Annotated in this window: 22 protein-coding genes and 1 pseudogene; 7 read left to right on the forward strand and 16 right to left on the reverse strand. The window is 67.1% G+C overall.

All coding sequences use genetic code 11. The features are described from left to right. Positions 1-16: 16 nt before the first annotated feature. Positions 17-199 carry a hypothetical protein gene (locus tag HPY83_02210; protein ID NPV06761.1) on the forward strand — a complete coding sequence of 61 codons (183 nt, stop codon included), beginning with the start codon at positions 17-19 and terminating at the stop codon, positions 197-199. 349 nt (positions 200-548) lie between these two features. Here the strand turns inward: HPY83_02210 and zupT are convergent, their stop codons facing one another. Continuing rightward, complete coding sequence (gene zupT / locus HPY83_02215; GenBank protein ID NPV06762.1) at positions 549-1,313, reverse strand: zinc transporter ZupT; 765 nt, start codon at positions 1,311-1,313, stop codon at positions 549-551. After that, entirely contained in the window at positions 1,310-2,716 is a 1,407-nt protein-coding gene (locus HPY83_02220; protein NPV06763.1) for a sulfatase-like hydrolase/transferase, read from the reverse strand. Before HPY83_02220 ends, zupT begins: the two co-directional genes overlap by 4 nt. A 354-nt stretch (positions 2,717-3,070) precedes the next feature. Between HPY83_02220 and HPY83_02225 the strand changes: the two genes are divergently transcribed. From HPY83_02225 to HPY83_02245, 5 genes are all read left to right on the forward strand, one after another. Then, positions 3,071-4,537, forward strand: coding sequence for a sulfatase-like hydrolase/transferase (locus HPY83_02225; GenBank protein NPV06764.1), 1,467 nt, complete (start codon positions 3,071-3,073; stop codon positions 4,535-4,537). A gap of 30 nt (positions 4,538-4,567) precedes the next feature. Next, a complete protein-coding gene (locus tag HPY83_02230) occupies positions 4,568-5,353 on the forward strand; it encodes a M55 family metallopeptidase (protein ID NPV06765.1) in 786 nt (261 codons plus the stop codon). A 167-nt stretch (positions 5,354-5,520) separates the two neighbouring features. After that, positions 5,521-5,880: a four helix bundle protein gene (locus HPY83_02235; protein ID NPV06766.1), complete on the forward strand. Its 360-nt coding sequence runs from the start codon at positions 5,521-5,523 to the stop codon at positions 5,878-5,880. Between the two features lie 121 nt (positions 5,881-6,001). Further along, positions 6,002-7,057: a Gfo/Idh/MocA family oxidoreductase gene (locus tag HPY83_02240; protein NPV06767.1), complete on the forward strand. Its 1,056-nt coding sequence runs from the start codon at positions 6,002-6,004 to the stop codon at positions 7,055-7,057. Positions 7,058-7,546: 489 nt separating this feature from the next. Continuing rightward, complete coding sequence (locus HPY83_02245) at positions 7,547-8,548, forward strand: amidohydrolase (GenBank protein ID NPV06768.1); 1,002 nt, start codon at positions 7,547-7,549, stop codon at positions 8,546-8,548. Between the two features lie 99 nt (positions 8,549-8,647). Here the strand turns inward: HPY83_02245 and HPY83_02250 are convergent, their stop codons facing one another. Together HPY83_02250 and HPY83_02255 are read right to left on the reverse strand one after the other, a co-directional pair. After that, positions 8,648-9,376, reverse strand: coding sequence for a lysoplasmalogenase (locus HPY83_02250; GenBank protein ID NPV06769.1), 729 nt, complete (start codon positions 9,374-9,376; stop codon positions 8,648-8,650). Continuing rightward, complete coding sequence (locus tag HPY83_02255; protein NPV06770.1) at positions 9,363-10,547, reverse strand: hypothetical protein; 1,185 nt, start codon at positions 10,545-10,547, stop codon at positions 9,363-9,365. Before HPY83_02255 ends, HPY83_02250 begins: the two co-directional genes overlap by 14 nt. Positions 10,548-10,798: 251 nt before the next feature. Here HPY83_02255 and uxaC point away from each other — a divergent pair, with 251 nt between their 5' ends. Further along, positions 10,799-12,223, forward strand: a complete 1,425-nt coding sequence (gene uxaC, locus HPY83_02260) for a glucuronate isomerase (protein ID NPV06771.1) — start codon at positions 10,799-10,801, stop codon at positions 12,221-12,223. Positions 12,224-12,260: 37 nt separating this feature from the next. On the opposite strand, the gene HPY83_02265 is transcribed toward uxaC, so the two are convergent. From HPY83_02265 to HPY83_02320, 12 genes and pseudogenes are all read right to left on the reverse strand, one after another. Beyond that, positions 12,261-12,626, reverse strand: coding sequence for a four helix bundle protein (locus tag HPY83_02265; protein NPV06772.1), 366 nt, complete (start codon positions 12,624-12,626; stop codon positions 12,261-12,263). A 51-nt stretch (positions 12,627-12,677) separates the two neighbouring features. Further along, positions 12,678-12,884 carry a hypothetical protein gene (locus HPY83_02270; protein ID NPV06773.1) on the reverse strand — a complete coding sequence of 69 codons (207 nt, stop codon included), beginning with the start codon at positions 12,882-12,884 and terminating at the stop codon, positions 12,678-12,680. Between the two features lie 140 nt (positions 12,885-13,024). Next, positions 13,025-13,393 carry a VOC family protein gene (locus HPY83_02275; protein NPV06774.1) on the reverse strand — a complete coding sequence of 123 codons (369 nt, stop codon included), beginning with the start codon at positions 13,391-13,393 and terminating at the stop codon, positions 13,025-13,027. Between the two features lie 246 nt (positions 13,394-13,639). After that, positions 13,640-13,891 carry a hypothetical protein gene (locus HPY83_02280; GenBank protein ID NPV06775.1) on the reverse strand — a complete coding sequence of 84 codons (252 nt, stop codon included), beginning with the start codon at positions 13,889-13,891 and terminating at the stop codon, positions 13,640-13,642. Positions 13,892-14,767: 876 nt separating this feature from the next. Next, positions 14,768-14,860: pseudogene (locus HPY83_02285) on the reverse strand (ABC transporter ATP-binding protein). Between the two features lie 15 nt (positions 14,861-14,875). Further along, positions 14,876-15,190 carry an ABC transporter permease subunit gene (locus tag HPY83_02290; protein ID NPV06776.1) on the reverse strand — a complete coding sequence of 105 codons (315 nt, stop codon included), beginning with the start codon at positions 15,188-15,190 and terminating at the stop codon, positions 14,876-14,878. Positions 15,191-15,238: 48 nt separating this feature from the next. Then, complete coding sequence (locus tag HPY83_02295; GenBank protein ID NPV06777.1) at positions 15,239-15,397, reverse strand: hypothetical protein; 159 nt, start codon at positions 15,395-15,397, stop codon at positions 15,239-15,241. Between the two features lie 249 nt (positions 15,398-15,646). After that, positions 15,647-16,240, reverse strand: a complete 594-nt coding sequence (locus HPY83_02300) for a formylmethanofuran dehydrogenase (GenBank protein NPV06778.1) — start codon at positions 16,238-16,240, stop codon at positions 15,647-15,649. A 405-nt stretch (positions 16,241-16,645) separates the two neighbouring features. Next, positions 16,646-19,459, reverse strand: coding sequence for a hypothetical protein (locus HPY83_02305; GenBank protein NPV06779.1), 2,814 nt, complete (start codon positions 19,457-19,459; stop codon positions 16,646-16,648). 68 nt (positions 19,460-19,527) lie between these two features. Then, positions 19,528-20,916 carry an FAD-dependent oxidoreductase gene (locus HPY83_02310; protein NPV06780.1) on the reverse strand — a complete coding sequence of 463 codons (1,389 nt, stop codon included), beginning with the start codon at positions 20,914-20,916 and terminating at the stop codon, positions 19,528-19,530. Positions 20,917-20,960: 44 nt separating this feature from the next. Next, on the reverse strand, positions 20,961-22,196 hold the full coding sequence (locus HPY83_02315; protein NPV06781.1) for an FAD-dependent oxidoreductase: 1,236 nt from the start codon (positions 22,194-22,196) through the stop codon (positions 20,961-20,963). A gap of 502 nt (positions 22,197-22,698) precedes the next feature. After that, a complete protein-coding gene (locus tag HPY83_02320) occupies positions 22,699-23,499 on the reverse strand; it encodes a sulfite exporter TauE/SafE family protein (protein ID NPV06782.1) in 801 nt (266 codons plus the stop codon). Positions 23,500-23,502: the final 3 nt, after the last annotated feature.

Here is a 23,502-nt window from a genome sequence, read left to right on the forward strand (position 1 = left end):
TCGGCCGGGAGGGACCATGCCGAGAGACCCTGACCTCAAGCTGTCTCCCGAGGAGGAGGCCATGGTGCGCCGGGTGCTGGCCCTTGCCGGCCTGCCGGTCGGAGTCAGGCTCACCCAGGAGGATCTGGCTCAGTTCCTGGTGATCATGGAGTCGGAGGGTCTACCCTGGGACGGGCCGGACGCAGTGGGGAAGGAGTAGCAGCCCGCGGACCCAGTGCCATGATCCGGCTGCATCGGGTACGGAAGATTACCCCGGTCGGGCGGATGAGGCCCTGGAGAGGGTCGGCCTGGCGGGCCAGACAGGGAACGGGCGCCTGGACGACCTGGGCAAGGAGCTGTCCACCCCAAGCAGCGTGAGTACAGCAGGTTAGCTCACAAGCAGCTGCTCCAGGAAGACTGGAATCCTCTGGCCCCCCTGCTCACCTCCCCCATTGCCTGCCGGGTCATGCGTTTCCGCCATGCCGCTGCCACTGCGGCTGCTTCTCCTGCGTACCCCCCTGGCTTGCGCATCCTGTCGCAGCGGCCGGCCTAGATGAACCTGTGGCTGTCTAGTGCAGCGCCCACAGGCTGACCGACATCAGAATCATGCCCGCCAGCACCCCTGCGATCGGCAGGTGGTCCTCGGTTAGCGAGCAGGCCACCGGCACCAGCTCATCCAGCGATATGAACACCATGACGCCCGCCACCGCCGCCAGCACCAAGCCCAGTAGCGCCGAACTGAGGAAGGGGAGTAGAACCAGCGCCGTCACGATGGCGCCCAGAGGCTCGGACATGCCAGACAGGAAGGCCCACTGAAAGGCCTTCCCTCGCCTGCCAGTGGCAGCGTAGATGGGGCCGGACACGGCCAGCCCCTCGGGGATGTTGTGAATGGCGACGGCGACGGCGATGGCCAGGCCGAGCTGGGGGCTCTCCATGGTACCGGCGAAGGTAGCCATCCCCTCGGGGAAGTTGTGGATGGCCACCCCCAGGGCCACCAGCACTCCGGTCCGAAGGTAGGATCCATCGTATGACTGCCGGATCGGCGGCCTCTCCCCTCCGAGATACTGGTGAGGCACCAGGACGTCCACCAGGAACATCAGAGCCATCCCGGCGAAGAACGCCGCGTGAGCCGCCAGGAAGCCAACCGTCTGCACCCCGTGGGGCAAGAGTTCGGAGAAGGCCACCAGCAGCATCACGCCAGCGGAGAAGCCCAGAGTCAGTACCATGAAACGCGGTCCGGGCTTGCGCACCATCACCGCCAGCAGGCTTCCGAGCACGGTCGAGAGGCCGGCGAGCGTGGCCAGCGCGAGAGCCAGGGCGACGGATCCGTTCATCGGGGCATCAGCCCTTCGAGCAGCTGTCGGCGAGTCCACTGGTTGAGCAGGGGGTCCTCCGTCTGCTCCATCCACCACACCAGGCGATGACGCAGCCGGTCGGCGACAGTCCCGCTGCCGGCGTCGGCGGCCAGGTTGTCGATCTCGCCTGGGTCTTGATCCAGGTCGTAGAGCTCGTCCTCGGCAGTGGCATTCCAGACGTACTTCCAGCGGCGGTCGCGCACCATCCGAGAGCTATAGAGCCCGAACTGGCTGCCATGGTAGGTGGAGAAGATGTCGGCCCGCGCCCCCTCGGGCGCTCCCTGCAATAAGGGGAGTAGACTCCGGCCCTGGAAGCTCTCAGGTACGGGCGCCCCGGCCACCTGGCACAGCGTCGCCGCCAGGTCGAGGGCATGGGAAACGAAGGCATCGCAGACTACACCTCCACCCGCTCCGAAGCTCTCGGCGCGTCGGTTCAAGCCTGGCCAGCGGACGATCAGGGGCACGCGCACCACGTCGTCGTACATCACGTGGTGCTTGTCCATCATGCCGTGGCCACCGCAGAGGTCGCCGTGGTCGCAGGTGTAGACCACCAGGGTGCTTTCGGTTAGGCCCAGGTTGTCGAGCTCCGTCAGGACCCGCCCGATCTGAGCATCCATCAGGCTGATCTCTCCCAGGTACCGGGACACCACCGGGGCCCAGTCCTCCCACGTCCAGCCTTCCACGCCCCAAGTGCGGCGCTGTTGAGCCTGGATGTAGGGCTTGCCCACCAAGGGGTCGGGGAAGCTGGGCCAGGGCGGCACCTCCGCAGGGGCATACATGGAGGCATAGGGCTCAGGCACCACGTTGGGCAGATGAGGGCCGGACGGGTCCCAACGGATGAGGAACGGCGCAGCGTCTCCGGCCAGTTGGCGCAGGCGCTCGATCACGGCATCCGCCTCCCAGGCCACCCGCGACTGCTCCGGCCGAATGTGAGGATCTGTGCCGCCGAACCAACCCGTGTGGGGCACGGGTGGCAGGCCCTGGCCCTCCCGCCATGCCCCGTAGCGCGAGGCCGGAAGGTAGCTCTCGAACCCGAAGTCCTGAGGAAGACCGTGTATCCCCCACTTGCCCACGTAGGCCAGACGGTAGCCGGCCTGGCGCAGGACCTGGCTGAAGGCCGGCAGGCAGGGAGACGGGGGCCAGGGCGCCTCGGTGTTGCGGTTGGATATGGCCCGATGCCGCCCCGTCCACACCCCGTACAGCAGGCTGTTGCGCGCCGGGACGCACACCGGGCAGGGAGTGAAGGCGTGGCTGAACCTGATGCCCTCCTCGGCCAGGCGATCCAGGTGAGGCGTGCGTATCAGAGGGTGTCCGCTCGCCCCGAGGCAGTCGTAGCGGTGCTGATCGGAGTGAACGAGCAGTATGTTCGGGCGTTGCTCCAAGCGGATCGGCTCTCCCCGTTCGGCTCAGTGGCAGGAAACAGGATACGCAAAGGCCCCGGCCTGTCCAGCCGAGAAGCGACGCCGGGGCCTACTGGGCCGGGGAGACAACCGAGCAAGCCCTCGGGATTTCCCGTGGTCGGAGGGGTGAGGGGCTCGGGCGCCGAAGTGACTGAGACTCGGTGGAGCCTGCTGTACACGAGGAGGATCATTCATACCAGGGGGCGGCCATCTCCGGCACACCGGCCCTGAGTTGACAGAGGGCACTGGCACCCTATCATCCAACGGAGCCGCGCCAAACCATCATGCCCGCGGCATCCGGCCCCTGTGTGCAGCCGGCCATCCGGGAGGTACACCTTGCCTCGCCCCAATCTGCTGTTCATCCTCACCGAGCAGCAACAAGCCCATACCACCGAGCCCGATTCCCAGTGTCGCATGCCTGCCGTCAACCAGCTGGCCGCCCAGGGGGTGCGCTTTGCCCGTGCCTACACCGTCAACGCCATCTGCTCCCCCGCCCGGGCCAGCCTCTTCACCGGCACCCTGCCCACTACCCACGGCATGGTCGACTGCACCCACACCGTGGAACCGTACCGAGCCGAGTTCGACGCCACCCTGGAGACCTGGAGCCAGCGACTCCAGGCTCTGGGCTACCGCACCGGCTACTTCGGCAAGTGGCACGTCGAGCGCACCAACCGGCTGGAGAACTTCGGCTGGGACGAGTACGAGCTCACCGGCTCGCCCCAGTTCATCCAGTACCGCCGTGACCTCGGCCTGCCGGACAGGCCCACCGATTTCTCCCTCCAGCATGTGGTAAGGCACAAGGGGTATCGCGACTTCCTGCTCTACGGGGCCTACGAGGAGCCAGCGGAGGGCACTAGCGAGCACTACCTCTTCTCCCGGGGGATGGACTTCATAGACCGCGCCGCTGACGCCGACCTCCCCTGGTGTGCCTTGGTGAGCGTCACCGCTGTGCACGACCCCTACCTGGTGCCCACGGAGTACTATCGCCGCTACGACCCCGAGGCCATCACCAAGCCCTCCAACTTCGACGACGACCTGTCCGGCCGGCCGGCCATATACCGACGCATGCGCTCCGTCTGGCGGGACATGTCCTGGCGGCACTACGCCGAGGCCACCGCCTGCTACTACGGCTTCTGTTCCCTCGTGGACGACCAGGTGGCGCGCATCCTCCACCACCTGGAGGAGACTGGCCAATCTGAGAACACCATCGTCATCTACTGTACCGACCACGGGGAGATGATGGGCGCCCACGGGCTCATGCACAAGGGCGTCTTCCCCTTCGAAGAGGGTTATCGCATCCCCCTCATCGTCCGCTGGCCGGGCGGGGGGTTGGCCGGGGCCCACTGCGAGCGGCTGGTTAACACCCACGACCTGGCGCCCACCATCGCGGACATGCTCGGAGCCGAGCCGCTCCCCCGGAGCGAAGGCCGCTCCTTGCTGCCCCTGCTCCAGGGCGAGACGCCGGAAGACTGGGTGGACGAGGCCTACGCCGAGTTCCAAGGTCAGCGGTTCGCCTGGACTCAGCGCATCGTGTGGGAGCCCCGTTTCAAGTACGTCTTCAACGGCTTCGACTACGACGAGCTCTACGACCTGGACCGCGACCCTCACGAGATGAACAACCTGGCCCAGGACCCAGCCTACGCCGATGTGGCCGAGCGGATGGCCGCCCGCATGTGGGCCCGCGCCAAGGCTACCGGCGATCACAACCTCTACAACGCTCAGTACCCCATGTTCCGCTTCGCCCCGGTGGGGCCGGAGACCGAGAGCTGGGACCCGGCCGCCCACCAGGCGGGTGGAGCCTGAGACACGGAAGCAAGAAGCAAGGAGACTCGCATGAAGATCTACATCTCGTCCGACTTCGAGGGAGCCTGTGCCGTCGTGGGAACCGCTGGCAAGACCCTCACCGAGAGCCCCCAGATGGACTTCGCCCGCCGCATGGTGACGGCGGAGATCAACGCCGCCGTGGAAGGGGCTCTGGCCGCCGGTGCCACCGACATTATCGTCAACGACTGCCACGGGGGTGGCCTCAACCTCCTCTACGACGAACTGCATCCCGAGGCCCGCATCCTGCTCGGCTCGCCCCGTCCCCGCCGGTTCATCGGAATCGAAGGCAGCGCCGCCCTCTTCCTCATCGCCTACCATGCCATGGCCGGTACCCAGAACGGCATCCTGTCGCACTCCTACTCCTCGGTGAGCATCCAGAACATGTGGCTGAACGACCACCCCATCGGCGAGATCGGGCTGGACGCGGCCCTGGCAGGGGCGCTAGGAGTACCTGTGGTGCTGGTCACCAGCGACCAAGCCGGCGTGGCCGAGGCCCTGTCCATCATCGGGACTCAGGTGCGCACCGTGGCCGTGAAGGAGGGCATCAGCCGCAACGCCGCCATCAGCCTGCACCCGTCCAAGGCCCAGGCCCTCATCCGCGCCGCCGCCGAGGACGCCATCCGGCACCTGGACCAGGCGAGGCCGCTGGTGTTCGAGCCTCCCTTCCGGTTGCGCCGCGAGTACAAGTTCGAGTCCTACGCCGACCAGGCCATGCACGAGGCCATACCGGGCCAGACGCGGATAGATAGCCGGACAGTGGAGCGAGTGTCGGACAACATATTCGACCTGATCTGATACGTGATGCGTGATACGTGATACGTAACATGTAATGGTGCAGCTGCGTCTATCACGCATCACGCATCACGTATCACGCGTCACGTATCACGCGTCACGTATCACGTATCACTGAGGAGGGCGGAGGAGTGGACTTTCAGGCATGGGCACAAACCGTGCCCGACCTGATGAGAAGCGACCGCCTGTGGACGCTAGAGGCGTACCGGCTTGCGTTGTTCGCCTGTGATGTCGCCTGGGACGACGCGGCGCGACTAACCGGCGATCGCCGGACCAGGTCGCTGGCCGATCAGTTGTACCGGGCAGTCGGCTCCATCAGCGCTAACATCGCCGAGGGCTACAGCCGGGGGACCGGCCGGGACCGGGCGCTCTTCTACCAGTATGCCTTGGGGTCCGCCCGTGAGGGCCGCGACTGGTACTACAAGGGCCGTCACGTGCTGGGGAGTGAGACCGCCCAGCTCCGCATGGAACTGCTGACCAGCGTAATCCGCCTCTTGCTGACCATGATCCCCCAGCAGAGGGGAAGCTGACACGTGATACGTGATACGTGATACGTGACATGTGAGGGTGCAGAGGCGTGTATCACGCATCACGTGTCACGCATCACGCATCACGCGTCACGCGTCACGCATCACGCAACAGGAGCGTCTCGTGAGCAGACCCGGAATCGGCATCGTTTCCTTCGCCCACGGCCACATCAACCTGTATGCCCATCAGATCGCTCGCTTCGACGACGCCCGCCTGGTGGCCGCCTGGGATGACAACCGGGAGCGGGGGGAGAAGCTCTCCCGCGACTTGGGCATCCCCTACTCGCCCCACCTGGAGGACGTGCTCTCCCGCCCCGAGGTGGACTGCGTCATCGTGGGCAGCGAGACCAACCGCCACGCCGACCTGGCCGTGGCGGCCATGGAGGCGGGCAAGGCCGTCCTCCTGCAAAAGCCCATGGCCACCACTCTGGCCGACTGCGACCGAATCATCGAGACAGTCAACCGCACCGGCGTCTGGTTCAGCTTGGCTTTCCAGATGCGCCACGATCCTATGAACCAGAAGATGCGCGAACTGGTTCGGTCCGGCGTGGTGGGTCGGGTAGGCACGATCCGCCGCCGCCACTGCATCTCGGTGCTATTCAACCGCGACTTCGTGGAGGGCCCCTCGCGCTGGCACTTGAGCCGCGAGGCTAACCGGGGCATGTTCTTCGACGATGCCACCCACGCCCTGGACTGGCTGGTGTGGATGACGGGGCAGATGCCGGTGTCGGTCATCGCCGAGATCGACAACGTCCTCACCGACGTCGCCCCGGACGATACGGGCGTGGCCATCTACCGCTACGCCGACGGCCTCTTCGCCGAGGTGTACAATTCCAGCGTCACCCTGGCCGGGGAGAACACCACCGAGATCTACGGTGACAAGGGTGTCATCATCCAGAACCACGGCGACGCCGTTTCCACCATGCTCAGACCGGAGCACGCCATCGGGCTCAAGCTGTACGAAGCGGAGAAGGGCTACCTGGGATGGCAGGACCTGGGGGTTCCCATTCCGGACAGCCAGGGCGAGCGCATCGCCGGGGTGGCCCGACCGTTCATAGACGGACTCAAGGCAGGCGAGCCCCTCTGTTGCGCCCGCGAGGGCCGGATGTCGGTGGAGATGTGCCTGGCCGCCTACCGTGCCGCCGAGACAGGCACTCGAGTCACTTTCCCGTTCCATTAGGCGAGATGAGCAAAGGCCCTTACCCTCCGATCTCGCCTGTGTCTTGGCTACGCACGGAGGACGACTGCATCCTGGGGCGCCGTCCCCATCCCCAGTCATCACGAACTCGGAACGCTGTCTTCCATTCCCAGCTCCCGGATCTCCCTTGTCATCCCGAGCCCCTAGATCTCCCTTGTCATTCCGAGCCCCGAAGGGGCGAGGAATCTCCGGCGCTCTGGGGCCGGAGATTCCTCGCCGACGCTGCTCACGACGCAAACCACACCGACCACTCTTCGCCCACATGCAGCGGTAGGGGCAGGCCACCGTGCCTGCCCAGGGCGGACGCGGCGGTCCTCCCCTACCGCGCTACTCTCATCACCTCGCCACGTGCGAGGCAGCCGCGTGTGATACCCGGCATGATGGAGCGCGCGAGATACAATCGCTTTGGGCATCCGGGAAAGACCGGACGATGGAATCCCATTCGGCAACCTTGTTGCGCAGGAGGCAGTAGTGACTAACGAGGGCAAGCGGCTGTGGATTGATGGGCACACTCACCTTCTCCGGCGCACCGTCCGCGGCGCGGAGGACCTCCGCTACACGCTCGACGACGTGCTCACTGTACTGGAAGGCTGCGACGCCGACCTCCGCTTCATCGTCAGCGACAACAACCCGGCTGACGTGGACCGCATCGTGGAGGAGCCGGAGTTCCTGCACGCGATGAACGAGCGCGTGTACCGGGACTTCGTCCAGCCCTCTGGAGGACGGCTGTTCGGCTCAGTACAGATTGACCCCCGAGCGGTGAAGCAGTCGCACAAGGACCTAGACCTCTACCTGGGCGAGCGCAACTTCGTCCAGGTAGGTGAGGTAGAGGGGATGCCCTTCGGTTTCCCTCTCGATAGCCTCCAGATGGTGGAGCTGGCCCGGCACGCGGGGCAACTCGGTGCCCCGGTGCAGCTGCACTGCTCCACGGCCGACAGCCCCACCGGAGAGCACCTGCGCCAGGCTCTGCACCTTGCCGCCGAAGTGCCAGAGTGCAACTTCATCATCGCCCACGCTATCGGCGGGCGGAACAGCTATCACTACATCTCCGCCATCGAACAGTACCTGGCTCGAGGCCTGGACAATGTGTACCTGGAGATCATCCAGTTCCACTTGCGGGCCCACCTGCGCTCAGCCTACGAGCACCTGGGGCCCGAGCGCCTGGTGGTGGGCACCGACTGGGCCACCTACCACGGCCCCCCCTGGCCTCCCTACGGCACCCACACCACCCTCCTGTCGCACCCCGACTTCTGGCGGCAGGTCAGCCTCAAGGGGTTCAGCCAGTGGAACTCAGAGTTCTGGTTCAGCAGCATGTTCATGCTGGACCTGCGGGAGAACCCCTACCCGGCCCGTGTGTCCAGCCTGGTCGGGTTCATGCAGGAGGCTGGCTTCAGCGACGAGGACATCGAGAAGGTGGGTTCCGGCAACGCCATCAGGCTTTTCCGGCTGCGAGAGAAGGGCCTGCTGCCGTGACGACGGCGCTGATGGAGGCGAAGGGGACGGAGATGAGCCCCTCTGTCCCTCTCGCCGGCAGACGAGCCTGGGTGAGGTGACCGAAGCGCAGCGGCTACGTTAACGCATCAGCCCTCGCGCCAGACCGACCGAGTAGACGATCAGCATCTGCGCCGGGCCGTAGGTGAGCCATATCAGGTCGTTCCACTCCGGCCGTCTCACGTCGCGGAACAGCCGCATGGCGATGAGCAGGTCGCTGACGAAGAAGAGCGCCCCTCCCAGGGCGAGGAGAAGGAGCACTGGTCGGGTGAGTCCCAGCCCCAGTCCCAGTCCGGCGGTGCTGGCCAGCAGCAGCGTGTACGGCAGGGCCAGCGCCCGCAGGAGGCCAGGTCGCTCCCCCCGCTGCGCTACCGCGTACCAGCTTGCCACCCCGATCCCCAGCCAGACCAGCCAGGAAAGGGTCAGGACCGGACCAGCGGCCACGCCCGGGGTGCCGGCCAGAACCAGGAAGGCCCCACAGTAGGCCATGTGCCCCAAGGCGAAGGCGCCCATGCCGCCCAGCGCCGGATGCGGGGCCGGCAGTACCGAGGCCATGAACAGGTCCCCCACCAGGCCGAGACTCATGCCCACCGCGATCAACAGGGCGTAGAGCCCCGCCCGCTCAACCCAGGCCGTAGCCAACCACCCCCAGGCCGCCAGCGCCAGCACCCCCGAAGAAGCCAGCCGGGTAGCAGGGGGCATCCGCCCGCCCGCAGCGGCGTCGATGGGGCCGGCCGCCAGCCCGCCGAAGAGCAGCCCGGCCCAGGCGACCCAGGCCACGGCAAGGCCTATCGCCTCAGGCGAAGGCATCGTCCTCGTTCGCCCTAGAGCGCCCCTTGAGCCAGGCGGCGTTGCTCTGCCGGACCAGGGCACAGTAGCGGCGCACCCGGGCCACCGGAGTAGCCGGCGTCACCGGACTGCCGATGCTCATGACGAACCGCCCGCGGTTCCGGCGACCGGCCGCCAGCTGGCGCTCGATCTCCGCCCGCAGGGTGGCGTCGTCGGCGTCCTGCAGTACCCCTATGGCATCGAGGTTGCCGAGGATGGCGCAGCGCCCGTCCGCCCGCTGCGCCACCTCTTCAATGTCTATGCGGAAGCCCTTCTTGCTTTCCTCCAGCGACAGGGCATCGGCGCCCGCGGCCAGCAGGTGCTCCCAGCGGTCATTGGGATCCCCGCAGTAGTAGTAGATGCTGTGCATTCCTGCGGAGCGGATCTCCTCCACCAGGCGCTGCAGGTAGGGCAGGCTGAGGCGGGCGAAGGCGGCCGGGCTGATCATGTCCGTGAGGCACTCTTCGATCCAGACGCCCTTGGCCCCCAGAGCCGCCGCCAGCCGCACCTGATACTGAGCCCGTGCCAGATATCGCTCACAGGCGTGAAGCACCAGGTCGGGGCGCGAGGCCACCATCTCCATCATGCCCTCGAATCCCCACAGGTCGTAGGTGGCCCAGAGCGGCGAGGACACCTGCCGGAAGGGATACAGCTCCCGGCCGAACTCGTCCAGCAGCGCCCGCGCCAGATCGCCGGCCCCCCGCGCCACCGCCTGCTCCGGGCTCCCCTGCATGGTAGGGACCTGCGCCTCTATCTCCTCCGGCGTCTCCGCCAACCACTGGGGCCGCACAGACTGCACCCGCCCCAACGGGTTCCACCCCCCTACCGAAGGCCGCAGGAGGCGTTCCTGCCTGCCCGTGCGCCGGTCCACCCGCACCACCTGCCCGCCCAGCACTTGCAGCGCCTGGGATTCCCGCTCGGAGCGCGGCGGCGCTACCGGCAGCTCGAACCAGTCCTGCCCCGTCCGTCGAATGACGTCCCGACGCCAGGCCAGCTGGCGCTCTAGGTCAGGCGCCTGCTGGTACCACCAGGGGCACTCGGTCAACTCGTCCCAATGGTCGCGAATGAATATGCCCTCGTAGCAGATGACAGCAGCGAACTCCGTCGTACCACCGGATGAGAACGCTGCCTCGACTTTCTCTCGACCAGTCATCTCGTCACTCTCGATCCCGCCTCAGCCTACCGGTAGCCCGGCTATGGCCACGTGCACACGGTGGCTATTCTCGGTCAGAGCCCGCCTATACTCAAGCACCCGATGGGCAAGGCTTCTTTGGCGTTCGCCGGGCGCCTGCATGTCCCGCCTCAGCGTGAAGCTTCCCTGGTACCGGCACCCCGGCGGCAGTATCATTAGCCACAGTGCCCGCCGCCCGCGGGCACCGGATAACTGTCTTAGGAGTGCAGAAAGTGCCCGAGCGCCTTCCGATATACCTGCCCGAAGACCGCTACTTCGACCCCAACCCCCAGCAGAAGGAGATCGCGCTGGAGCTGTATCGTCAGATACGCGACCTACCCCTCCTCTGCACTCACGGCCATGTGGACCCTAGAATGTTCGCCGATCCCGACTACTCATTCGGCTCGCCCACGCAGCTGATCCTCATTCCCGATCACTACATCTTCCGCATGCTCTACTCCCAGGGCGTGCCCCTGGAGAGCCTGGGCATCCCCCGCCGCGACGGTGGCCCCACGGAGCGAGACCACCGCCGGGCCTGGCAAGTGTTCGCCGAGCACTTCTACCTCTTCCGGGGCACTCCCACCGGCATGTGGCTGGCCCACGAGCTCAAGGAGGTGTTCGGGGTCCAAGAGCGGCTAACGGGAGAGACGGCGCAGACGGTCTACGACCACATCCAGGACCGGCTGAACTCGCCCGAGTACCGGCCCCGCCGCCTGTTCGAGCGGTTCAACATCGAAGTGCTAAGCACCACGGACGCCGCCACCTCGCGCCTGGAACATCACCAGGCCATACGTGAGTCGGGTTGGCCCGGCCGGGTCATCCCCACGTTCCGACCGGACGCCGTGGTCAACCTGGATGCGCCCGGCTGGCGGGAGAACGTGGACGCCCTGAGCGAGGTGTCGGGCATCGCCGTGGACGGGTACTCGTCCCTCATCCAGGCGCTGGAGAGCCGCCGAGCTTACTTCAAAAGCATGGGCGCCGTGGCCACCGATCACGCCGCCCTCACTCCCTACACCGAGGAGCTAACCGCCCGGGAGGCCGACACCATCTTCCAGCGGGCGCTGCGGGGGGAGGCTACCGCCGAGGACGCAACACGCTTCACCGGGCACATGCTCATGGAGAGCGCGCGAATGAGCATCGAGGACGGCCTGGTCATGCAGCTTCATCCCGGCTCCTTCCGCAACCACAACCCGGAGGTATTCGCCCGGTTCGGCCCCGACATGGGAGCCGACATCCCGGTGGCTACCGAGTTTACCCGCAACCTCAGGCCCCTGTTGAGCAAGTACGGCAACGACCCCCGCCTGACCCTCATCCTGTTCATGCTGGACGAGTCCACCCTATCGCGCGAACTGGCTCCCTTGGCGGGGCACTACCCCGCTCTCAAGCTGGGTCCGCCCTGGTGGTTCTTCGACAGCCTCAACGGCATGACTCGCTTCCGGGAACTGGTGAGCGAGACGGCCGGGCTCTACAACACCGTGGGCTTCAACGACGACACCCGAGCCTTCCCCTCCATCCCCGCCCGCCACGACCTGGCCCGCCGGGTGGACGCCAACTGGCTGGCCGGTCTGGTGGTGCGCGGCATCGTACCCCTGGACGAGGCCCACGAGATGGCCCACGCCTGCGCCTACGGCCTAGCTAAGGCAGGTTACAGGTTGTAGGTTACAGGGAACAGGGGGGAGGGAGGACTACCGGACTTCAGCCGGAGAGGAGACGGGCACGCAGAGCTGTCAGCATCTTGCTGATCTCCTCGATGAGGGACAGAGCGTGCTGGGCCTCCTGAGGTGACGCGAGACCCAGATCGAGGGCCAGCAGGAGGAAGGTCTCAGCTTCTGCCAGAGATCCCTTCGCCACCGCGACGAAGTGGGCGTAGTCTTTACGGGTCCCCCGCGCATGCCCTTCGGCGACATTCGCCGGGACCGACGCCGCTGCTCTCACCAGTTGGCTGGTGAGCCGGTATTCCTCCTCCCTGGGGAAGCCTGCCGCCAGCCGGTAGACCTCAGCCGTCATCTCCATTGCCTTCCGCCATACGACCAGGTCCCGGTGTGACTCGATCTTGCCCACCCTGCTCTTCCCTACCCCCTGTAACCTGTTCCCTATAACCTATAACCTGCTTTACGGCCCTTCGCAGCAGCGCCCGCTGGTCACTCGGAGGACGGGGCCCTTCTCCACGGCGAAGGTCTCTGCCTCCATCTTCACGATGTGTCCGTCGTCATCCAGCGCCTCGATGGACCAGGGCTCATTTCCGCCGTGCCAGTCCACGGAGACGAACCTGCCGATGTAACGCTGACCGAGATAGACGGGCATCTCACGCTCTCGCATACCGCGACCTCTCTAACAAGGCTGTCTGACTGTAACACTGTATGTTATTCCCGTCTCCGGCGCGACTGCAGGGAGTCCGAGGGATGGGCTGAGTACGTGCCCACCCGGGACCCCCTGCGACAGCCGCCAGATCCAGTAACCTACCGCGCTGATTCGTCGGATTCGATAGCGCCGAAGACGTTGCCCTCGGTGTCGGTGAAGTAGATCACGAAGCCCACCCCCGGCACGACACTCTTGGGCATGATCACCTTGCCGCCGTTGGCCTCCACCTTGCGCGCCGTTTCGTCCACCGAGACGACTGCGGCGGTGTTAACCACACCCGTATGCCCTTCCCGGCGCATGATGGCACCGTTGATGCCCGGTGTGCCTTCCTCCCCGGTGGTCACCAGCCAGTAGTCAATTGGGCCCTCCCATCTTTGCGCCTGCCAGCCCAGAACGTTGCGGTAGAAGCTGACAGCGCGCTCCGGGTCGTCCGCGGGGACCTCAAAGTGCACCACCCTACCCACCATGCACCTCCAACGATACGAATCGGCCGGCGACGTCGAGCGTGCCACGGCCTCAGCCTCGCCCTGCCAGCGCCCGCACGCACGGGCTCGAGCGCATCATGCACCGAACGCCGCTCACCGTCCAGCATCAGGGTAGGTTACAGGGAATAGGTTATAGGTTACAGGGGATAGGGAATAGGGGGTAGTGAAGCGGAGGGACGTCTGAGAGACTCCCCTGTAACCTATAACCTATCCCCTATCCCCTGTAACCTATAACCTATCCCCTGTAACCTGTAACCTATCCCCTGTAACCTGTAACCTATTCCCTGTAACCTGTAACCTATCCCCTAGAAACACCAGCTTGTTCTGGCTGATGGGTATGCCCGAGGCGTAGCCGCCCGGGGTGTGGAACCAGGTGTCGAGGACTTCAGCGTCGACGATGGTGTAGCAGTGAGGGTAGCCGACGGGGATGGCGGGCACGTCCTCGGCCAGGAGAGCCTGCATCTCGTGCACCAGCTGCATCGGCTTCTCCGGTCGGAGACGGTCAACGGCAGGCGGGCCAACTCGTCGAAGCGTGGGTTGTTGTAGCCCGGCACCCGGTTGAGAGAGCGGCTCTGACTGAAGCTGGCGCAGACGACTCTCAGCTGGTCCGGATCTCCGCCCAGGCCGCCGTGCCCCAGGGGCATCAACTCATACTCACCGTTGCGGGCCATCTCGTCGCGGCTCAGCCGATCCACCCCGTTCAGTTCCACCTCTACGCCCACCCTGGCCAGATCGGAGCGGATGAACTCGGGCAGGCGAGCCAGATCGTCGGTGCTGTCGGTCAGCGTGAACGGCAGGCGCCGGCCGTCCAGGCCTTCGCCCACGCCGTCGCCGTCAGCGCCCCAGTAGCCCGCCACCTCCGGGAGGAGCTCCACCCGCGCCGCGTCATGCTCGTGCCGACCGGCGTCAGGGTCGTAGTAGGCGTGGGCCGCAAGGAGCCAGCTCTCACCCCCCGGGGAGGCCCCGGCCCTGCAACACCCGATCCACAATCCCCTGCCGATCCAGGGCGTGGGCCAGCGCCCGTCGCCCCGACACGTCGTCCAGGGGTGACAGCTCCAGGTTGAGGAATAGGGCCATGTGCCACTCCCCCGGCGCTTCCAGGATGCGGCAGGGCGACTCCCGGAACGGAGCCAGGACGTCGTCGGTGAACCGGCCCGAGGGGCTGGCGGCGTCAATGTCGCCGTTGCGCAGGGCCAGCAACTCGCCGCTCATCGGCCGATACTCGATCCGCTCCACGTGGGGCTCGCCCAGAAAGTAGTCCGGGTTGGCCAGGAAGATGAAGGACAGGCCCTCCTCCAGGCAGAGGCTGGCCAGCGTGCGCCGGAGCTCCGCCCAGGCGACGGCGCCCCGCCCCGCAGTGGGCTCGTACAGGATGAGCAGATCGAGCGAGCAGGCCAGGGCTATGGCACTCATGGCTCGTTGCCTCTGCTCGCCGCTCAGCTCGTGTGGATCCCTGTGCCAGGGTCATGCCGCCCCCACCCGCGGATCCAGCCACCGGGAGAGCACATCCGCGCCTGCGTTGGCCAGGACCATGGCCAGGGACACCACCAGGAAGAGCCCCTCGATCAGGGGATAGCCGCGCACCCCCACAGCGGTGACCAGCAAGTGCCCCAACCCGGGGTAGGCGAAGAGCGTCTCCACGAATACCGAGCCCGTCACCAGCAGGCCGGCATCGGCGGCGAAGGGAGTACGGGCGCCGCTGAGGGGCAGCCAGCGCAGGTGCACGGCGGAGGCCAGTATGAGCAGCATCCCCAGGAAGAACGAAGGCAGGCCATCCACGAGGGTGAGCAATCCGAGCGAGGTTCGGTCGAACCAGGAGTCGCGGCGTCAGGCCGCCTGTGCTCCCCAGAGAACACCGGCCACGGACGCCAGAGCCAGAGCCGTCCCTCCCAGAAGCAGGGACCAGGGCCGGTGGGTCCGGATCAGGCTCCACACGTCGTGGCTGTAATAGATAGAGCGGCCCAGGTCCGCCCGGGCCAGCCGCATTCAGAAATCGCGGTACTGCTGCAGGAGGGGCTCGCCCAGTCCGTAGTGCTCTTCCAGGCGGGCGAAGGCCTCCCGGCTCAAGGCGGTAGCGCCAATGTCGGGGTCGCAGAGGGCGCGAATGGGATCGCCTGGAAGCAGGCGAGGCAGAAGGAAGTCTATGGTGAGGACTAGGAAGAGGGTCAGGGCTCAGACGCCCATGCGTCCGGCCCTGCCCGGAGGCGAGCGGTGCATCCCGCACCACCGGCCGCGCTAGCGGCTTTCGAGCTCGCCGAAGCAGGGCAGGCAGAGCACTTCGCCCTCCAACAGCCGGGCGCGCGTCTCCATCACCGGCTCCCCGCAGCGGGAGCAGACGACGGACTGGCGCAGCTGGGCCCGACGGGGAAGCGGCGTGTCCACCTCCCGTACCGTGAAGACTTCCTCCTCGGGGAGCTCCAGCAACCGCATGGCTCTCTCCCGGTGGAGCTGGCCGAAGCGGTCGCGCTCGGCCTCGGTGGCGGTGTCGGCGTTGATCTTCTCCCGCAGGGCCAGGTACTCCTCCGAGGGCGGCTCAGCGCGGCGGGGCTTGCTGGCCACCCGGATGGCCTTGCCGTCGGAGCGGCGGACGAAGGTGAAGGCCGTCTTGCCGTAGTCGCGGTAGATCAGGTTGCCCTTGCCGAAGGTGCAGCCGGTGAGCTCCTGGATGGCGTCCACGGCGCAGTTGTCGCACTCCACGATGGCCACCAGTTCCTCGTCCTCGGCCCTGCCGCCCAGCTCCCGCAGGGCGATCTGGGCCGCCCGCACGCCCGTGATGACGCCGGGGCAGAGGTGCCCATGGAAGGCCACTGCCCGCTCCACTTGATCCATCAAGTCTCTGTCTGCCACGCTCAACGCCGACCTCCCGCCGATTCGGGGATGCTACTGCAAATACTTGCAGAAAGTATAGGAGCACACAGACGAAGGGGCAAGTCACGGGGTGCTACACCCGAGGAGTCCGCGCGCCCACGCGCGGATGGTGTTCGACCCGCGGCGTAAGAACTCACGATCATGGGGGGAAGAGCCTTGACCCGCGATGTCGCTCCGGGCTGAAGCCGCGGAGCTATGGCTGAGCGAAGCCCGCCTCCGCGGGTTAGGGCTTTCCTGCAGCCGGCGAAGGCCGGCTTCGCCTTGTCGTAGCTCCGGGGTTCAGCCCGGAGCAGCGGTGCTCGTCAGCACTCGTCCCCCGATCCTGAGCTGTTACCCCTCGGCAGCCCTGAAGCCGGGGAAGCCGGTTCAGCGCCGACGGCTGGGACCCATGCCGCCCGGCCGGGAGGAGCCGCCCATGCCACCAGGTCGGCCGGAACCGCCGAACCCGCCGGGGCGGCGCGAGCCCCCCGATCCAGGTCGCGATGAGGGACCGGAACTGCCCGGATGAGAGGGGCTGCTGCGGCCCGACGGTCCCGGCCACGAAGGTCCGCGCGGTCGGGGTCCGCCGCTTAGAGGTGGGAACATCACGTGTCTCTGCCGTTCCCGCCACAGCACCTCCTCGATGTCCCTCTGGGTGCGCTCGGCCAGGGACTCCAACTCGCGGAAGCGAGAGACGGCCTCGCGGTGGGCGCGCAGCAGCGCCTCCCGATCCCGCGCCTGGGTTGCCGCCAACCGGGCGCGCTCCGCCTGAGTGAGGGCATCGCGGAGGCGGTTAGCCTGCGCCCCGGCAGTGGCTGCCAGGGGGCCGCCGGGCACGTTGCGGGCCGCTCTAGCCGCCTCCTCCACCCTTCTGCGGGCGTCTTGGGCGGCCCGCTCCAGCTCGCGCCGGAGGCCGACCACTTCGGAAATGTCGCGGTCGGCCCGGATGCGGGCCTGGGAGGCCATATCGAGAGCCGCACTCAGGGCCGATACGGCCGCGAGGAAGCTGCCCGCCTGAGCCAGATTCCGCCCCTCAGCCAGGCGCCGCTCTGCCTCCGTCAGCCGCACGCCCACCTCGGGCGCTACTGCTGCCGGCTCCGACCGCCACAGCCCCGCGGCCGCAGACAGCTCCCGCGAGGCCCTCTCCAGCGTCTCGGCCGTGTCCCGCTCTGCCCGGCGCACCCGCTCCAGCGTCTCCACCACCTGCCGGGCGTCACCCTCGACCTGCTCCAGCACGGCGGCAGTGGCCTGGAGCAGCTCCCGGGCCCGGTCGAACTCCTGCCTCGCCATGTCGTTGAGGGCGGGTACCTGCTCCAGGTCGCGTTGGGCCCGGGCCAGGCCGGACTCAGCTTGGTCCATGACCGGGCTCATCGGCGACCAGCTCGGCTCCGGGTAGGCCCGAAGCGCCTCCCACGCCGGCCGCGCCTCCCGCCGGAGGTACTCGGACACCCGGGCCGCCTCGGCCCGCAGCCGGGCCAGAGCCTCCTCGTTGGCACCCCGGAGCGCCTCCCACTCCTGGGCCTCGCCCAGCATATCGGCGCTCGCCCGGCTCAGCGACTCGATGCCCGCCTGGGCCTGATCGAACCGCCCCTCTGTCAGGTGGACACCGACCTCGTCCCGAAGGTGGGTCACTTCCTGGAGCCTCGCTTCCAGCGTGGGCAGCCGGTAGCCCCGGTTCACCACCTCCTGTGCCTGCTCCAGACGCCGGCGATGCTCCTCCAGCGCCTTCACCAACGCCTCCACCGCGGCCACGCCCTGCAGGGCAGCGTCAGCTTCACTCAGGGCATTGAGGTAGAGCCCCTGGTCCAGGGCCGCCTGGGCCGCCTGCAGCCGCCGGTCCACCCCGGCGAAGGCTTGGGCGGGACTCAGAAAAAAGCCGGAGGGCAGGTCCTCCTCGCCCTGCCTACGCCGCGAGCGCGCCTCGTCCAGCCGCCCGGGTGCCTCGTCCTGAGCCTGGCGCAGCCGGGCGATCTCAGCCTTGACTCTATCCACATAGCCCAGAATGCCATCGGCATCCACGGTGGCCGGGTCCACCAGCACGAGTTCGACCTTGAGGGGCAGGCCGGCCAACTGCCGGCGCACCGCCTCGAGCTGTTCCACCAGAGCCGAGTCCTGCTCCTCCCGGCGCTCCAGCACCAGCATCGGGTCCAGCAACGTCCGCAACTGCTCCTCGGTCAGGCTCAGGACCCTCTCGCTGGAGCCCACCAGGGTCAGGTAGAGCGTCTCCCAGGCGCGCACCTGGTCCTCCAGGCTCGTGTCGGTGGCGGCCGGGTCGCTAAGCTGCTGCCGCAGCTCGAAGGCTGAATTGAGGGCCGCCTGGCTCTGTCTCAACCAGTCGTGCACCTGCCGGCGCAGCTCGGGATAGCGCTCGCCACCGTAGCCCCGGAAGAGGGCGTAGAGCATCGTGTCCTCCGGGGTCGCCCCTTGCAGGAGCCCCTCTCCGGCCAGGAGGAGGTTCGACACCCGCGCCCGCAGGCGGCCCAGGTGCGCGCGTAGCCTGGCCCGCCGTTGGGCGGGTACCACCGCCAGGACGTATGCCACCGCTCCCACCGCCACCAGGAAGAGCACTCCAACGGCTACCACCAATGCCCGCAGTATGGGGGAAGGAGGCGGGTTGAGGGTGCGGTTCACCGCCCCCAGAGCCTCCACGAACCCGGCCGTCGGGTCGCCCGCAGCGATACCACCGCGCATGGCTTCTCGGACCCGGGCCGCGGCCGCGTCGGTGTCCAGGGCGGAGCCGAACAAGGCCTGGCCGATGGTCAGGCTGTAGGCGAAGGACAGATCGGTGGCGGTGCTGGCCTCCAGGGCGATACCGTTGGAGGCAAAGGCGTCGGGCTGGCTCGGGTCGCGCAGCCCCGCCTCCACCTCCACGGCATCAACGTAGTCGTACCAGTCGTCCTGGCCGGAAGGGCGATAGTCGGTGAGCAGGACCAGGACGCGGTAGTCCTGCTCCGCCAGGGGCCGGGCGGCAGCACACACTGCCTCCCGATCCAGGGGGGGCTGGCTCTCGTTGCGGATGTCGGCGTAGGGGCAGGGCTCCTGTGCCCGGACGGGAACCACGGCGAGGAGGAGAAGGAATAGGACGCTGATGACGCTGATGCTACGCTGATTGACGCTGATCGAACGGAAAGGAAGGAATGACACGGGTGTGCCCTGATGGCGACCGTGCGCCATTCGACTAAGGACAGATAGCACTAACATGTCTTTCATCCTTTCTTTCTGATCAACGTTCATCAGCGCCGCATCTGCGTCATAGGCGGCTCATTCCCCTACACCAGGGCACCATTGCCGGACAGCCGGCTCCGCAGGGTCTGCACGTCTACATGGGCGACCACACCATCCTCGGCGGCCGCCAGGGCTGCTGCCACCCCGGCCGCTTCCCCGATGGCCATGCAGGTGCCCATCACCCGAGCGCCGGCCATGGCTTCATGAGTGGCGGAGATGCTCCGGCCTGCTACCAGCAAGTTGGCGCTGCCTTTAGGAACCAGGCAGCGGTAGGGGATGTCGTACCAGTCCCCTTGGGGTGGGCAGAGAGACTCCCGGTCCGGGTACATCCTCCGATTCTCCGCCTTCCAGAAGGCACACCGCTCGCCTCGAGGGCACTCCCGGATGCACAGGTGCACGGGATAGGTGTGTCCCAGGGGGCAATGTATGTCTATCCACCACGAACCACGGGCCACCGCGTCTTCGAACTTGCGGCCGGAGGTGACGTCGTCGCCGGTGAGGGTGTACAGGCCCGTCACTTGCCGGCTCTCCCGGGCCCCTACCTGCGGGGCCGTGGCCAGGATGTAGGCGTCCTCGAACCCCTCGGCCTCGGCGCGCAGCGTCTCCAGCAGCTTCCAGACCTCCCGACGCGCCATGAGCTCGCCCCGAGTCAGGTCCCCCACGTCGGTAGGATCGGCCGGAATGCGGGTCACGTTGGGGGAGTAGTAGTCATCGTGCACCGTGTTGACCGCCAAGAAGCCGGGGTGATAGAAGCTGAGTTCGCCCGTCTCCAGCTTCCGTCGCACCAGCTCAATGGCCTTCCGGCGTTGTGCTTCTCCCAGGTCGGGGACCCCGGCGAGGTAGAAGAAGGAGCCCATGGATTGCACCGCCCCATCGAAGGCCCGTCCCTGAGTGAAGGGAAGGCCGGCGCGCGCAGCCAGGTCCGCGTCCCCGGTGGCGTCTATGACCACCTTCCCCACCACGGCCTGCCGGCCCGACTTGCTCTCCACCACCACGCCCTCCAGATGGCCGTCGGCCGCGACGGCATCTACCGCCAGGGTGTGCAAGAGCAGCTCTACGTCCTCCTGGGAGATCATCTCGTCAGCGACGTACTTGAATGCCTCCACGTCGAAGTTGATGCCCCACTGCTTCAGCGCCTCTTCCCAGCCGGTGGCGCCGCCCAGGGCGTGCATGCGATCGGTCATCTCCTGCAGAATGCCCTGCACGATGGGCGTGTCGCTGTCGTGGGCAGTGTGTCCCAGAATGGGCGCCACCATGCCTGCCGTGGCCAACCCACCCAGGAACCCATACCGCTCGACCAGCACAGTGCGCGCCCCCTCCCGCGCTGCCGCCACCGCGGCAGCGAACCCAGCCGGGCCGCCGCCCGCCACCACTACGTCCGCCTCCGCGATCACCGGCAGTTCGCGCGCCGGCTCCCTCAACACCCTCGCCATCGGTCCTCTCCTAAGCATTTGTCCCGGCCGCCCTCGTCATCGGATCAGGCGGGCAGCTCTGCCAGCGACACTTGAGGGTCCGCTAGCATGGCAGCCACCTCATCGAATCGGGGCCGCCTCTGCACCAACGCCGGAACCGCCGTCTCTTCCTCCTCGGGGAGGCCGCTCCCCAGTGCTCCTACCAGCCGCCCCTCTCGGAAGTAGAAGTAGGCGAAGCTGCCTTCCTCGGGCAGGCCCCGCCGCACCGTCGCTTCCCACGTCTCCAGGTCGCCCCACACCCGCACCGCCAGGTCGAACATCACCGTCATGAAGGAAGGGAACGCGGTATAGGGTTCCTCCGCCCCCGCCATGTTCCTTCCCGCCTGAGCGCCCTGTCCCCGGGCCACACTCCAGTGCTCCAGCCGCAGTCGCCTGCCGAAGGTGGGATCGGGCCAGGAGGCAATGTCGCCCGCGGCGTAGATGTGCGGGTCGCTGGTGCGCAGGCGTTCATCCACCACTATCGCCCCCTGCCGGTCCACTTCCAGGCCCGCTGCATGGGCCAGCTCGGTGTTGAGCAGGATGCCCACCCCCATGACTACTATGTCAGCCGGAAGCGATCGGCCCTGGCTCAGGGCTACCCGCTCCACCTGCTCCCGGCCCTCCACTGCGACAGCGACGTCGCCCGGGAGGATTGTGACCCCACGTTCACGGTAGAAGCGGTGCAGGTGCTGCCCCAGGTCTTCGGGCACGAGACGGCCCTGAAGCCAGGCCTCGGGGAACACCATGGTCACCTCTTTACCCATCATGGCGAGCGACGCGGCCACCTCGGCCCCGATGAAGCCGCCTCCGAGCACCACGGCCCGAGTGGCCTGCCCAGCGGCGGCGCGGATGGCGTCGGAATCCTCGATGGTGCGGAGGGTATGCACCCCCGGCAGATCGCCCCCCGGCAACTCCAGCCGTCGCGCCCGTCCTCCGGTGGCCAGCAGGAGCCTTCCGTAGCCGATGACGCTGCCATCGTCCAGCCTGAGCCGTCGCTCGCGCGGCAGCAGCTCCACCACCCGGACGCCAGTGCGCACTTCCAGGCGATGGTCCGGGTAGTAGGACTCCGGTTGCAGGTACACCCGGTCCAAGCCCTGCTCGCCCCGAAGGTACCCTTTGGACAGCGGCGGACGCTGGTAGGGCCGGTGCGGCTCCTGAGTGAGAAGGAGGATGCTGCCCCGGTCATCCACCTGGCGGGCGCCCTCCGACGCTCGTCCTCCGGCCAGACCTCCACCGACGATGACGTACTCCCTGCTATCCATACTCACTCTCTCCAACGCTCCCTAACAACACAGAGTCGGCCATCCAGTCGGGCTCAGTGTAGCACCTCAGCTGTCTCCTGTCTGCCTGAGCGTTGCGCAGGGTGCACGTCAATCTGGGGGCAAGGTATGAGCCGGCACTCAGGCCGACGCCATCGCGCCTGGTCATCACTCGAGGAGTCCGCGTCCCCAGGCGCGGCGACAACCCGACAAGCAGTGCGTCTCATCTGCGGACCGAGGGCGAACACGAGGTTCGCCCCTACGCACCGTTGCTGGCTAAGATGTGCCGCCGACAGATCGGCATCACCCCGGCAACTGCATTCCGATGCCGAGCCCCGGATGATGATAGAGGCTAGGCCCTCGGTGCCCCGATGCACACCGGAGATCACCGGCCAGCAAGGAATGACAGGAGACGGGCCCGGGCGAGAGGGTACCCGCTCGAGCCTGCCCTGAGAGGTGTAGGCCCGTGCGGGATACGGTTGCCCTGGGGCCGCCCCTGATGGAGCTAGAGCAGGCGGCCGATCAGGTCGCGGATGCCCAGGAGATCCAGGGCCGACACCAGCACCACCGCAATGAGCAGCCAGCGGATGAACCGCGCCCCGCTCCTCACGGCCACCCGACAGGCGACCCAGGCGCCAGTCATGTTGCCCACCGCCAGCAGCAGCCCCACTCCCCAGTCTATCAGGCTGTTGGCCATGAAGATAGCCATGGCCATGATGGTGACCAGAAGGATGATCAGGACCTTGATGGCGTTGGCACGGACAAGGTCGTAACCGCTGGCCAGCACCAGCCCCGAGAGCAAGAAGATGCCCACCCCGGCCTGGATGAAGCCGCCGTAGATGCCCAGGCCGAAGAAGATGAGGATCTCCAGCAGGTTAGGGTAGCTGCGGGCGCCCTCAGGCCGGCCCTTGAGCCACTGGTTGGGCCGAAACAGGATGACGAACAGCATGATCGCCATCACCACACCGATGGCCCGGCGCATCAACTCTTCGTTCAGGTTCACTGCGATCTGGGCCCCGATGAGGGAGCCGATGACCGCCGGGACGGAGAGCATGAGGCCGTACTTCCAGTCCAGCACCTTCCCCTGGTGGAAGCTGCCCGTGCTCACTACGTTCTGCAGGAGAATGCCCACGCGGTTGGTGGCGTTGGCCACCGTGGCGGGAAGCCCTATGAATATCAGCAGAGGCAACGTTATCAGCGAACCGCTGCCAGCCAGGGTGTTGATGAATCCGGCCGCGAAGCCGGCGGCGACCACCGCCACGTACAGATACCAGGCCAACACGCCCTCCTCGACCCATGCGCCCATTGC

Source organism: Anaerolineae bacterium (assembly GCA_013178015.1).
GTDB lineage: Bacteria > Chloroflexota > Anaerolineae > DRVO01 > DRVO01 > Ch71.

What these genes read in the sequence shown, in the direction of transcription:
- HPY83_02210 (NPV06761.1), top strand. Translation starts at nt 17, where the DNA reads ATGCCGAGAGACCCTGACCTCAAGCTGTCTCCCGAGGAGGAGGCCATG.
- zupT (NPV06762.1), bottom strand. Translation starts at nt 1,313, where the DNA reads ATGAACGGATCCGTCGCCCTGGCTCTCGCGCTGGCCACGCTCGCCGGC.
- HPY83_02230 (NPV06765.1), top strand. Translation starts at nt 4,568, where the DNA reads ATGAAGATCTACATCTCGTCCGACTTCGAGGGAGCCTGTGCCGTCGTG.
- HPY83_02235 (NPV06766.1), top strand. Translation starts at nt 5,521, where the DNA reads ATGAGAAGCGACCGCCTGTGGACGCTAGAGGCGTACCGGCTTGCGTTG.
- HPY83_02250 (NPV06769.1), bottom strand. Translation starts at nt 9,376, where the DNA reads ATGCCTTCGCCTGAGGCGATAGGCCTTGCCGTGGCCTGGGTCGCCTGG.
- HPY83_02255 (NPV06770.1), bottom strand. Translation starts at nt 10,547, where the DNA reads ATGACTGGTCGAGAGAAAGTCGAGGCAGCGTTCTCATCCGGTGGTACG.
- HPY83_02270 (NPV06773.1), bottom strand. Translation starts at nt 12,884, where the DNA reads ATGCGAGAGCGTGAGATGCCCGTCTATCTCGGTCAGCGTTACATCGGC.
- HPY83_02275 (NPV06774.1), bottom strand. Translation starts at nt 13,393, where the DNA reads ATGGTGGGTAGGGTGGTGCACTTTGAGGTCCCCGCGGACGACCCGGAG.
- HPY83_02280 (NPV06775.1), bottom strand. Translation starts at nt 13,891, where the DNA reads ATGCAGCTGGTGCACGAGATGCAGGCTCTCCTGGCCGAGGACGTGCCC.
- HPY83_02295 (NPV06777.1), bottom strand. Translation starts at nt 15,397, where the DNA reads ATGCGGCTGGCCCGGGCGGACCTGGGCCGCTCTATCTATTACAGCCAC.
- HPY83_02300 (NPV06778.1), bottom strand. Translation starts at nt 16,240, where the DNA reads ATGGATCAAGTGGAGCGGGCAGTGGCCTTCCATGGGCACCTCTGCCCC.
- HPY83_02305 (NPV06779.1), bottom strand. Translation starts at nt 19,459, where the DNA reads ATGTTAGTGCTATCTGTCCTTAGTCGAATGGCGCACGGTCGCCATCAG.
- HPY83_02310 (NPV06780.1), bottom strand. Translation starts at nt 20,916, where the DNA reads ATGGCGAGGGTGTTGAGGGAGCCGGCGCGCGAACTGCCGGTGATCGCG.
- HPY83_02315 (NPV06781.1), bottom strand. Translation starts at nt 22,196, where the DNA reads ATGGATAGCAGGGAGTACGTCATCGTCGGTGGAGGTCTGGCCGGAGGA.
- HPY83_02320 (NPV06782.1), bottom strand. Translation starts at nt 23,499, where the DNA reads ATGGGCGCATGGGTCGAGGAGGGCGTGTTGGCCTGGTATCTGTACGTG.